At 72.4% G+C, this 11,596-nt stretch carries 11 protein-coding genes; 3 read left to right on the top strand and 8 right to left on the bottom strand.

What is annotated here, in order from left to right:
- Positions 1-182 precede the first annotated feature (182 nt).
- The 4 genes from ACZ5NW_RS22340 to ACZ5NW_RS22325 all read right to left on the bottom strand — a co-directional run bounded on the left by ACZ5NW_RS22340 (position 183) and on the right by ACZ5NW_RS22325 (position 3,399).
- A complete protein-coding gene (locus ACZ5NW_RS22340; RefSeq protein ID WP_468745623.1) occupies positions 183-872 on the bottom strand; it encodes an HAD family hydrolase in 690 nt (229 codons plus the stop codon).
- Positions 873-919: 47 nt separating this feature from the next.
- On the bottom strand, positions 920-1,591 hold the full coding sequence (locus ACZ5NW_RS22335; RefSeq protein ID WP_468745622.1) for a phosphatase PAP2 family protein: 672 nt from the start codon (positions 1,589-1,591) through the stop codon (positions 920-922).
- A 232-nt stretch (positions 1,592-1,823) separates the two neighbouring features.
- Complete coding sequence (locus tag ACZ5NW_RS22330; RefSeq protein WP_468745621.1) at positions 1,824-2,759, bottom strand: M56 family metallopeptidase; 936 nt, start codon at positions 2,757-2,759, stop codon at positions 1,824-1,826.
- A gap of 88 nt (positions 2,760-2,847) precedes the next feature.
- Positions 2,848-3,399 (bottom strand): DUF5134 domain-containing protein, encoded by a 552-nt coding sequence (locus ACZ5NW_RS22325; protein ID WP_468745620.1) that lies wholly within the window; start codon positions 3,397-3,399, stop codon positions 2,848-2,850.
- A gap of 226 nt (positions 3,400-3,625) precedes the next feature.
- Here ACZ5NW_RS22325 and ACZ5NW_RS22320 point away from each other — a divergent pair, with 226 nt between their 5' ends.
- Positions 3,626-6,184, top strand: a complete 2,559-nt coding sequence (locus ACZ5NW_RS22320; RefSeq protein ID WP_468745619.1) for a cellulosome protein — start codon at positions 3,626-3,628, stop codon at positions 6,182-6,184.
- Here the strand turns inward: ACZ5NW_RS22320 and ACZ5NW_RS22315 are convergent.
- The 3 genes from ACZ5NW_RS22315 to ACZ5NW_RS22305 form a co-directional block, all read right to left on the bottom strand.
- The gene (locus ACZ5NW_RS22315) at positions 6,154-7,206 is read right to left on the bottom strand and encodes an aldo/keto reductase (protein WP_468745618.1); all 1,053 of its coding nucleotides are present in this window, start codon (positions 7,204-7,206) and stop codon (positions 6,154-6,156) included. The genes ACZ5NW_RS22320 and ACZ5NW_RS22315 overlap by 31 nt on opposite strands.
- Positions 7,207-7,300: 94 nt before the next feature.
- Positions 7,301-8,065 (bottom strand): VOC family protein, encoded by a 765-nt coding sequence (locus ACZ5NW_RS22310; protein ID WP_468745617.1) that lies wholly within the window; start codon positions 8,063-8,065, stop codon positions 7,301-7,303.
- Positions 8,066-8,188: 123 nt separating this feature from the next.
- Positions 8,189-8,581: a VOC family protein gene (locus tag ACZ5NW_RS22305; protein ID WP_468745616.1), complete on the bottom strand. Its 393-nt coding sequence runs from the start codon at positions 8,579-8,581 to the stop codon at positions 8,189-8,191.
- A 71-nt stretch (positions 8,582-8,652) separates the two neighbouring features.
- Here ACZ5NW_RS22305 and ACZ5NW_RS22300 point away from each other — a divergent pair, with 71 nt between their 5' ends.
- The gene (locus ACZ5NW_RS22300; RefSeq protein WP_468745615.1) at positions 8,653-9,204 is read left to right on the top strand and encodes a GNAT family N-acetyltransferase; all 552 of its coding nucleotides are present in this window, start codon (positions 8,653-8,655) and stop codon (positions 9,202-9,204) included.
- Positions 9,205-9,243: 39 nt separating this feature from the next.
- Here ACZ5NW_RS22300 and ACZ5NW_RS22295 read toward each other — a convergent pair whose 3' ends face one another.
- On the bottom strand, positions 9,244-9,927 hold the full coding sequence (locus ACZ5NW_RS22295; protein ID WP_468745614.1) for a glycerophosphodiester phosphodiesterase: 684 nt from the start codon (positions 9,925-9,927) through the stop codon (positions 9,244-9,246).
- A gap of 254 nt (positions 9,928-10,181) precedes the next feature.
- Between ACZ5NW_RS22295 and ACZ5NW_RS22290 the strand changes: the two genes are divergently transcribed.
- Positions 10,182-11,579 (top strand): DUF6421 family protein, encoded by a 1,398-nt coding sequence (locus ACZ5NW_RS22290; RefSeq protein ID WP_468745613.1) that lies wholly within the window; start codon positions 10,182-10,184, stop codon positions 11,577-11,579.
- The last annotated feature ends 17 nt before the right edge of the window (positions 11,580-11,596 follow it).

Here is an 11,596-nt window from a genome sequence, read left to right as displayed (position 1 = left end):
TCTCCGTGAAATGGCGGAACGGCCGGGATCTCCGCAGGTCAACGAGCACCCAACGAAAAACCTCAGACGACACGGGGGATCGTCCGAGGCGGACTTTTTTTGCGACCGAGAGGTTCGCTCGGGCTACTTTTCTCGGGGCATCCCGTCTTCTCAGGGCCGTGCCGCAGACGCGGATCCGGCTGTCACTCCACGAGATCCAGCACCGGAAGCAGGGCATCCGGTCGGTCCGCAGCCGGCAGATGGTCCACGAAATGCACCGCGCAGCCCAGCGCCGCCGCACCCCCGTCCGCGCGCCGGTCGTCACCGACCATCAGCGTCCGCCCGGGCTCCGCGCCGAGCCTCTCGCAGGCGATCGCGAACAGCTTCGGGTCCGGCTTCTGCACGCCGTGCTCGTACGACAGCACGTAGGCGTCGACATAGTCGTCGAGGCCGTGCGCGCGGAACACCGGGCGCAGATCCCAGCCGATGTTGCTCACCACGCCGACCTTGCACCCCCGCCCGCGCAGGGCGCGCAGTACGTCGGCCGCGTCCGGGTACGGGGTCCAGGCGGCCGGGGTCCGATGGCGGTCGTAGAGCGCGTCGTACAGGGCGGGGTCGGGCAGCGGAACCTGCCGGGCGAGCCCGGTGTAGGCGGCCCGGTGCAGCTCGGCGCTCGCGTCCCGCGTCCGCCACACCTCGCCCAGTTCCACCGGCACCCGCACCGGCCACGCCCCGCCCGGCAGCGCCCCCGCCGCCTCCAGCTCCCGGGCCAGGGCCACCACCTCGCCCTCCGGAAGCGCGACGCCGGCGTCGTCCAGGACCGCGCGCAACCAGGACTCGGTGGACTCGATACGGAAGAGGGTGCCGGAGAAGTCGAACAGAACCGTCGTCATCCTCCCGATCGTAGGAGCCGATGATCGGGAGCAGGGGCGAAGTCCGGTCACGGGTGCCAGCGCTGGTGGGCCGCGATCGCCAGGGCCACCAGCGTCGCGCCCAGCAGCCAGCCGCCCAGGACGTCGGAGGGCCAGTGGACGCCGAGCCAGACGCGGGTCAGGCCGACGCCCGCCACCGAGAGCGCCACCAGCGTCAGCGCCGCGCGCCGGACGGCCCGGCCCGCGCCGTAATGGTGCAGGAGCCACAGCAGAAGGCCGCAGACCACCGTCGCCGTCATCGCGTGTCCGGAGGGGAAGGCCGCGTAGTGGGCGGAGTCGACCGGGTCGGGCCAGACCGGGCGGGGGCGCCCCACCGCTTCCTTGACGCCCTGCTGGACCAGAGTGCCGACGGCCACGAAGAACACCAGCCAGGAGGCCGTCCACCACGCGGCGCGCCGCGCCACCAGCCACACCACCACCGCGAGGCAGAGCAGCCGCATCGTCGACGGATCCCAGACCCAGTCCGTGAGGATGCGGAACGCGTGGGTGAGACCCCGGTCGTCCACGGCCCACCGGTGCGTGGTGCGGGCGACGTCGCCGTCGGCTGAGGTCAGCGGATGCCAGCGGACCGCGACCAGCACGAGCAGCAGCGCGGAGCACCCACCGAGCAGCCCGGCCAGGCGCACGGCGGTGCGGTGCCGCCGCGGCCGGGGCGGAGAGCCGACGGACGAGCTGTGCATACCGCGATCCTCGCCGACGAGGGGGGCGGGAGGCCAATAGGGAGCCGAGGGGGAGGGACGGGAGGCCAGCAGGGAGCCGAGGGGGGAGGGGTGGGAGGCCAGCAGGGCGCCGCGGGGGAGGAGCGGGCGGCCCCAGGTGTCCCGCCGGCGCCGAGCGGAAGGGGCGGGCGGGCCCGAGGTGTCCCGCCGGGCGGCCGCGGAGACACCGGCTACCTCCCCGGCGAGGCCGGCCCTAGCCCAGGGCCCGTAGCGCCGGTACGAGCGTCACCAGCAGCGGGATCGCCGGTACCAGGGTCGCCGCCGCCGTCAGGCGCAGCCGGCGGGCCGCCGTGAGCCGGGTCGGCGGGGCCAGCAGGCGGCGCACCCGCTCGGGAACATAAGCCTGGACGGCGGGGGAGGGGCCGAACACACCCCGGTCCTCGTTGAGTTCGACCAGGGCGAGGGCGGTGGTCAGCCGGCCGAAGCGGCGCGACGCCATGTCGTCGGCGGCGAGTTCGATCAGCCGGTGCATCTCGTCCCGGAACGCCGCGAACACCGGCACCTGCGGAAATCCGCCCGCCAGCGCGCCCGAGCAGTGCAGCAGCCAGTCGTGCCGCGCCCGTGCGTGCCCCTGCTCATGAGCGAGCACGGCATCCAGCTGACGCCCCTTCAGACGCCGCAACGCCCCCGTGGTGACCACCAGTTGGGGCTCGGAACCGGGCAGCCACCAGGCGTCCGGGCGTTCGCCCTCCAGCACGACGAGCCGGTCGCCACGCGGCTCCTCGCCGGGCAACAGCGGGGCCCGCACCAGGAGTTCGGCGTGCCACCGTCGACGCCGCCCCCGCGCGCTCAGCACCTCCCGTACGAGCATCGCGCCGCTCCACAGTCCGGCGCAGGCGAGCGCCACCGCCAACGAGGCCGCCCAAGGGCCGGACGGGCCAAGGGAGTACGCCTCCACGACGGCGGGCGGCGCCGGGGCGAACAGATGCCCGCGCACCGCCTCCCAGGCCGCGGCCGCGCTCAGTGTCATCGACAGCGCGCAGCACAGCAGCACCGCCGCCACCACGCACTGCCACACCCACAGGGCGACCACCGGCTCACGGTCCTGCCAGTCGGCCCGGGCGAGCAGCCGCGGTGCCAGGACGGCGGTCAGCGTGCCGAGCAGCAGGAGGACCGCGGGGACCGTCATGGTCAGCAGACTAGGAGCGGGCCGCTGCTCCGCGGTACGTATCGGTACGGCAAAGTGACGCAGACCACGCAGGGGGGCGCGGGCGTGGTCAGAGTGTCAGCAGCATCGCCAGCATTCCGATCGCCATGGACAGCCGGCAGGCCCGCGCCAGTTCCGGCCGGTCACCCCAGCGCGGCCGTACGTCCCCGCCCCCGCTCACCGCCGCGACCGGCACCAGGCGGACGCCGGAGACGAGCACGTACGCGGCGAAGTAGAGGAGCAGCGCGCCCGTGAGCGGCGGCAGCCCCGCGGCGCTTCCGCCGTGCGCGTGGTGGGGCGTCGTGGCCATGACGGCCGCCATGTAGACCATCGCCGCCGCGCCCATGACATGGTGCAGGTGGTGGGCGCCGCCGCGGGCCGCCCACAGGGCGTGCAGCCCGGCCGCCCCGAACACCGCCGCGTACGCCGACCAGGCCCAGCCCGGCGGCGTGAACACGGCCGCCGGCACGGCCATCACCGCCATCCCGAACCCCATCAGCGCCTCGCCGCCCGCGGCCCTGCGCTGCTCCTCCACGCCGCTGCGCATCCGCAGCAGGCAGTACGCCCCGGTCAGCGCGCACAACGCCACCAACAGCCAGCCGGGCGAAGCCGGTCCGTGCACAGGTGCCTCCCCGCCGCTCGGTCCCGTCCCTGAAGGCGATGCCCCGAGCACGCGGCGCGCACGCGAGCGCAAGGGGGTACACGGGGAGCGTTCCCCGGAGCGCGCGGACCGGGGCTGCGGAAAGGGGACGCGACCGTTGACGCCGGTCGGTGCTCCTCTCTACGTTCGAGCAGGTCGATTCGGTGAACCGACCACCGTTCGATCATTCGAACATGGAGGGTGCGTTGTGACCGTCGAGACGCTCACCGTCGACCTGGCCGCCGGGACGGGCCCCTTCCACGGCGGCGCGAGCGGCACGCTCTACGGCCTCTACGGCGACGGAGTCCCCGGCCGCAACCTCGTCGAGGGCATGGCCCTGCGCACGGTCGCCACCAAGGCCCAGGACGGCGTCCAGCACCCCGGCGCCGACGCCCTGGAGATCCTGCCCTCCTTCGTCGCCGCCGGCGGCCGGGACGTCTACGTCTATCTGACCGACATCTACCGCGGCTTCCCCTACGAATGGCCCGGCGCCACCGGCCCGGAACGCCTCGCCGACTTCGAGCGGCGCGTCCGCCGCCACGTCGAACAGGCCCGCACCCTGGGCGAGTTGCGCTCACACCTCGTGTACGTGCCCTTCAACGAACCCGAGGGCAACATGTTCGGCACGGGGGAGTGGAGCCACGACCGCACCTGCTGGCGCAGCGAGCCCGGCCCCTACTTCGCGGCCTGGCGCCACTTCCACCGTCTGATCAAGGACCTCGACCCGGGCGCCCGCGTCGCCGGACCCAACACCAGCATCCTCTACCCCGAGGTCCGGGCCTTCCTGGAGTACGCCCGGGCCCACGACGTGCTCCCCGACGTCGTCACCTGGCACGAGCTGTCCTCACCGGCCGAGGTCTGCACCAACGTGGCCGCGTACCGCGCGATGGAGCGGGAGTTGGGCATCGGCCCGCTGCCCGTCGACATCAATGAGTACGCGCACAACTATCACCTCTCCGTCCCCGGGCAGATGGTCCAGTGGATCGCCGCGATCGAGGACTCCAAGGTCGACGCCGACATGGCCTACTGGAACATCGCCGGGAACCTCAACGACTCGGCGGTGGGCGCCCATCGGGGCAACGGCCAGTGGTGGCTGTTCCACGTCTACGGCCGCCTCACCGGACACACCGTCCGGGTCACCGCCCCGCACCCGGGCGCGCAGTACACCCTCCAGGGCGTCGCCGCGCTCGACCGGGACAAGCGGCAGGCCCGGGTGCTGTTCGGCGGATCCGGGGGCACCGCACGGGTGGCCGTGGAGCACATCGACCCGGACCTGTTCGGGGCGTCCGTCCACGTCCGCCTCGAGGAGATCGCCTGGACGGGCCAAGTCGGCGCGAGCGCCCAGCCGTTGCGCCTGCGCGACACCGAACTGCCCGTCGTGGACGGCACGGTGACCCTCGACCTCGACGACCTCGACGAGATGTCCGCCTACCACCTGATCCTCTCGCCCGGCGGCCGCGGCGCCGCACTCCTGCCGCCGTCCGTCGGCCGGCGGCGCGGTTACGAGGCGGAGGACGCCGCCTACATCGGCGGCGGCTACGTCAAGCACGGCCCCGAGGGATCCCCGTCCGACGTGGGCCGGTTCGCCACCTCCGGCGGTCATCACGTGGGCGGCCTGCGCACCGGCTCCGACGGCACGCTCGTCTTCACCGTCGACGTCCCACGGGACGGCATGTACGACGTCCGCGTCCACGCCAACTCCCACAACCGGGCCGAGCTGGTGCGGGAGTCGGGCCCCACCAACGTCTTCCTGCGCGTCGACGGGGAGCGCCCCGAGGAGCTGCTGCTGCCCCTCGGCCACCAGTGGGCCGTGTGGGGTCACACCGACACGCGCGTGGCGCTGATCGCCGGCCGGCACACGCTCACGCTGTCGGCCCGCGACCCCGACCTCGGCGTCACCCGGGGCGACGCGGTGATCGACCGGCTGGAACTGGTCGAGCACCTCGGCGGTGAGGACGTGTACGAGGCCGTGTACGCCTGCCTCGCCGGGGCGGCCCGGGTCGAGCACCCGCACGTCGTGCTGGAGCGCGGCGCCGCCGTCACCTTCTGGGTGCACGCCGAGGACGACGGCGAGGCGAGCGTCACCCTCGACCGGGTCGGACCCGGCGAGGGCCGGCTGACCGTCAACGGCGAGGACCTGGGCGGGCTGCCGACGGGCCCCGCACCCCTGTTCCTCGTCGGCGGTGTCAACAAGATCACCGTCACGGCCGGCCCGGAACGGCTCGTCGTGGACCGGCTGCGGGTGGGTCCCGGGCGGGGCCTGCTGCCGACGACGGCGTACCCGGCCGAGGACGGCGTCCTGACCGGCACGGCCCGTGTCACCGGCGCCCACCCCTACGCCACCGGCGGCAAGGCCGTGGACGGCGTCGGCGACGGCCCGGCGAACGCGCTCACCCTCACCGTGACCGCCGAACACCCCGGCCGCCACGCCCTGACCTTGCGCTACTCCAACGGCGAGCAGGCACCCGCCACCCACTACAACCCCGACCCGGTCTGCCGCCACGCCGACCTCGCGGTCAACGGGGCAGCCGCCCAGCGCGTGCTGTTCCCCACCACCTACCACTTCAACAACTTCGCCGAGCTCACCACCGTGGTCACCCTGCGCCGGGGCGCCAACACCCTCACCGTCACCTCCGGCGAACTCCCCGACTTCGACGGCGTCACCCGCAACCCGTACGGCCAGCGTTCCGCGTACGCGCCGGTGCTCGACCGGGTGAGGGTGACACCGCTCGGCGGTCAGAGCACGTCCGTGGCCGTACGCCGGTAGGTGGAGCGCCGGTCGTCGACGGCCGTCCAGCGATCGCCGTAGATGGTGCGGACGACGTCGGGGTCGCGGACGAAGTCGTGCGGGAAGCCCAGCGGCACCGCGCTCACCTCGTCCAGGCGGGCCACCGCGTCGGCGCCGAGCCGGACGTCGACGCAGCCGAGGTTGTCCTTCAGCTGGCCGACCCGGGTGGCACCGATGATCGGGACGACGGTGCCGGGCCGCTGGAGCAGCCAGGCCAGCGCCACCTGGGCGGGGCTCCAGCCGCCCACCTCGGCGATCTCCAGGACGGCCGAGACGACGGCGTCCTCCCGGGGGTCGGCGGCTGTGTCCTGGGCGCTCAGCCGGCCCGACTCGCCCCGGCGGTACTTGCCGGTCAGCTTTCCGCCGGCGAGCGGCGCCCAGGCCAGCACGGCGAGGTCGAACGCCCGCGCCTGCGGCAGCAGTTCCCGCTCCGGAGTGCGCTCCAGCAGGCTGTAGCTCAGCTGCGAGCCCGCGAACGCCGTCCAACCCCTCAGCTCTGCCAGGGTGTTGGCCTGCGCGATCTCCCACGCGGGCCAGTCGGAGACGCCGACGTACAGCACCTTGCCGGAGCGCACGACGTCGTCGAGGCCCCGCATGACCTCCTCGACCGGTGTGAAGTTGTCGCGGGCGTGCACCCACAGGACGTCCAGCCGGTCGGTGCCCAGCCGCTCCAGGCTCGCCTCCACCGAACGGACCAGATTCCGGCGGTGGTTGCCCGCGGAGTTGACGTCGCCCTTGCGGGTCGCGCACGTGAACTTGCTGGCCAGGACGAACTCGTCGCGCCGCCCGTCGAGCAGTTCGCCGAGGATCCGCTCCGAGGCGCCGCCGGTGTAGATGTCCGCGGTGTCCACGAAGTTGCCGCCGGCGTCCGCGTAGGCGTCCAGGATCCGGCCGCCGGCCTCCTTGTCGATGCCCCAGTCGCCGTCCACGCCGAACGTCATGGCGCCGAGGCTCAGCTCGCTGACGCGCAGACCGGTCTTGCCGAACAGTGTGTACCGCACGATCGTTCCCCTTCAGGCAGGTCGTGGGTACGACGCTAGGAGCTGGAGCGCACTTCAGCGCAAGCGTGGCGTGGTCACCGTGCGGTGCGCGCGGTCAGCCCTCGTCGCCGGCCCGGTACACGCCGAACATCGCGCCCTGCGGATCCCGCAGCACCGCGATGCGCGGTCCGTCCGGCACGTCCATGGGCTCCATCAGGACGGTACCGCCCTCGCCGGTCGCGGTGGCCGCGCTGTCGTCGACGTCCGCGACCGCGAAGTACGGCAGCCAGTGCGGCGGCACCTCGGGCGGGAACTTGTCGTCCATCGCGACCATGCCGCCGAAGTCCAGCCCGCCGACGCCCCATTGCAGATAGTTCTCCGAGGTGCTGACCGTCCAGCCGAACACGGTGGTGTAGAAGTTCTCCGACCGGTCGGGATCGCGGGTCAGCAGCTCGACCCAGCCCAGCGAGCCGGGCGCGTTGAACAGCCCGGCGCCGGGAAAGGTCCGGGACTGCCACAGCTGGAAGGCCGCGCCGCCCGTGTCGAGGGCCACCGCGAAGCGGCCCAGGTCGAACACGTCCATCGGACCCACGAGCACCTTGCCGCCCAGCTCGGTGATCAGCCGGCCGGTGACATCGGCGTCCGAGACCGCGAAGGAGACGTTCCAGGCGACCGGCTGTGACTCCTGGTACAGCGGGGTGAGGGCGGCGACGGGGGATTCGCCGAGGTGGGCGACCGAATAGCCGCCGGCCTCCTGCCGGGGGTCGGTCTCGGCCCGCCAGCCGAAGAGCCGCCCGTAGAACCCCTTGGCCGCGGCCAGGTCGCTGGTGCCGAGCTCCACCCAGCAGGGCCCACCGGGCACGGGCTTGTCGAGCTTCATGGCGTTCCTTCCGGGACGGTCCTCGTGCGGGATCCCCCACCGGCGCACCAGAGCCCCCTACGCACCACAGCCTCTACCAGCACGCTAAGCCCGGACATGCGCCCCGGCCATCCGGCGGTCGGCTCAGATGCCCGGCCGGTAGCGGATCGGATGGTCCGCGGGCACCTCCACCAGCACGATGGGCGTGGCGTCCGGATCCTCGATCCACATCTCCACCAGCCCCCACGGCTCCCGCACCGGCGGCCGTACGATCCCGACGCCGTTCGCCCGCAGCTCGGCCTCGGCGGCGGCCGCGTCCGGCACCTGGAGCCACAGCCGTACGGCGGGATCCGGCGGCGCCTCGGCCCGCCCCGACAGCTCCAGGAAGCCCCCGCCGAGGAAATAGACGGTGCCGCGATCCGGTCCGGTCCCGAACTCGCGGTACACGGCGAGGCCCAGCCGCTCCCCGTAGAAGACGCGGGAGCGCTCGGGATCGGTCGGCCGCAACAGAATCCGACTGCTCAGCACATGCACCATGCGTCCGACCCTAGGGCCGGGGTTACCCTCGTCGGTGCCCGCGCCGCGCCCGAGATTCGGAGATCCATCGCATGGACACCGCCGCCACCGCCGCCACCTCCGCGCCGACCTTCCGTGATGCCACCGAGGCCGATGTGGACGTCCTGGTCGCGTTGATCGAGTCGGCGTACCGGGGTGACGCCAGCCGGGTCGGGTGGACGACCGAGGCGGACATCCTCGAAGGGCAGCGCACCGACCCCGAGGGTGTGCGGGAGGTCATCGCGTCGCCCGACAGTCGGCTGCTGACGGTCGAGCGCGACGGCCGGATCGTCGCCTGCTGCCAGCTGGAACACCGCGGCGAGTACGCCTACTTCGGCATGTTCGCGGTCAGCCCGGCGCTCCAGGGCGCGGGCCTCGGCAAGCTGGTCATCGCGGAGGCGGAGCGGCGGGCCCGCGAGACCTGGGGCGTGACCGCGATGCACATGACGGTGATCTCCGTCCGCGAGGACCTGATCGCCTGGTACGAGCGGCGCGGCTACCGCCGTACGGGACAGATGAGCCCCTTCCCCTACGGCGACGAGCGCTTCGGCATCCCGCAGCGCGCCGATCTTCAGTTCGAGCTGCTGGTCAAGCCGCTGGTGTGACCTTCCCGCGGGCGTCCGCGCCGGTGGTCCCGGCGACGCTCACGCGGTGAAGCGGCCGGTGCGCTTGATCTCGGGGTAGTCCGTGGTCGCGCCGTCCAGGCCCAGCGCGCGCACCAGCCGCAGCTGGTCCTGGGTGTTGACCACCCAGCCGATGATCCTCAGGTCGCTCTTCCGCGCCTGTTCGACGATCTCCAGGGTGAGCCGCCGGATGTTGAGACAGACGGTCGCCGCCCCGGCGGCCACGGCCCGCTCGACGACGTCGACGCCGTAGCGGCTGCCGATCAGCGCCGTGCGCACCCCCGGCACCAGGCGGGCGATCTCGGTGATCGCCTCGTCGTGGAAGGACGACACCTCCACCCGCCCCACCAGGCCGCGCGCGTGCATCACCTCGGCCAGCGCCCGCGCCGCCTGGAGGTCCTTGATCTCGGCCTGGAGCGGCGTCTCCACCGCGTCCAGGACCTCCTCGAAGACGGGGACCCGCTCCCCGTGCCCGGCGTCCAGGGCGCGCAGCTCGGCGAGGGTCTGCTCGGCGATCGGGCCGGTGCCGTCGGTCGTGCGGTCCACGTCGGCGTCGTGCATGACGACGAGGGCGCCGTCCTTGCTCAGGTGGAGATCGAGTTCGATGACGTCGAGCCCGGCCTGTGCGGCGGCGACGAAGGAACGGAGCGTGTTCTCGGGCTCCACGCCCATGATCCCGCGGTGACCGATGGTGAGAAAGTTCAAAGTCGCCTCGCTTCTGCGCCGACGGCGGTCGGAGCCGCAGCCTAGTGCTCTTCGCCGGTCATGTACCCGTCTGTAGGCCGGAGTTTGCGCACTGGTCACCATCGCGGGGAAGTGTCCGCCCAGGCCCGCGTGGGCAGAAAAAACTGCGGTGACCATGGGGTTGCGCAGGATAATCTCCCGAGACCCCCCTTGCTGAGGGAAACCGCATATGCATACGGTGTCCTGACGCGAGCTTCTCCCGTGGAGGATGGGACATGACGGAAATTCTTGTGCAGGTGGGTACGGAGGAGACGGTTCCTCCGTCGGGCCGGGTGGTGGATCACCCCGCCTGGAGCCGGCTCAAGGATGCCGTGGAGCGGATCCGGCCGTGGCAGTCCAAGGACGGTTCGATCGACCTCGCCGCCGACGGCGCCCCGCTGCGCGCCGACGCCGAGGCCGCCGTACGCCAGGTCGTCGAGGCCGTCGAGGAGCTCTCCCCGCTGCTCCCGCACGACGTCGCCTACCACGAGGCCCTGGCCAAGGACCTGCGCCGCTGGGCCGACGGCGGCTTCGAGGTGCCCGACTTCCTCGACGCGCTGCTGGCCTTCCAGCCCGCCGCGGACCGCCGCGACGGCCTGCAGCACCTGGTCGTCTTCCCGATGTACACGCAGAACGGCAACCCGGACCGCAACCTCGAAGCGGTCGTGCTGCGCATGGTGTGGCCCGACTGGCTCGCCGAGCTGGAGCGCACCCGCTACGACAACCCGCTGTTCTGTGGCATCACCTTCGAGGACTTCACGGCCGGGTACGACACCAACTCCGCCGTTCTCTTCCCGGAGACCATCGCCGTGCGCGAGGCGCCGGAACGATTCTCCTGGGGTGGCATCTTCTGCGACCGCGAGGCCGCCCGCTTCCGCCGCGTCACCGACGCCGCCGTCGGCATCCTCGGCATGGAGCTGCCCGAGGACATCGCCGCCATGGTCCACGACCAGAAGCGCTGCGAGGAGGCCTTCGTGCTGTGGGACATGGTCCACGACCGCACCCACAGCCACGGCGACCTGCCCTTCGACCCGTTCATGATCAAGCAGCGCCAGCCGTTCTGGATGTACGGCCTGGAGGAGCTGCGCTGCGACCTCACCGCCTTCAAGGAGGCCGTGAAGCTGGAGGCCGACGGCGTTCCGCAGGCCCGTGACGTGCAGTACGCCGTCCTGTTCGACCGGATGTTCCGCTTCCCGGTCACCGGCGACCGCGACCGCAACTACGACGGCCTCGGCGGCCAGCTGCTCTTCGCCTACCTGCACAAGCACGACGTCGTGCGCTGGACCGACAACAAGCTGTTCATCGACTGGCAGCGCGCCCCGCAGGTCACCAACCAGCTGTGCGCCGAGATCGAGAAGCTCTACCGCGACGGCATCGACCGGCCCAAGCTCGTCCACTGGTTCGCCGGCTACGAGCTGGTCTCCTCCTACCTCGCCCCGCACCCGGGCTCCAAGTGGGCCAAGGGCCCGGACGCCCTGGACGTGACCCAGCCCCCGCGCAAGCTCGTCGATGACGTGCTTCCGGACGAGTTTCCGCTGAGCATGTTCTATGAGGCGCTGTCCAAGAAGCTGAAGAGCGTGATTGCCTCGACGCGGGGTATCACCGGGGACAGCCCCGAGCAGGTCGCCGCGTGAGCGACCCGCGTACCGAG

The organism is Streptomyces sp. NPDC032126, from assembly GCF_055580085.1.
The sequence above is the reverse complement of the archived record's forward strand: the minus strand, read 5'-3'. Positions and strand labels throughout refer to the sequence as shown.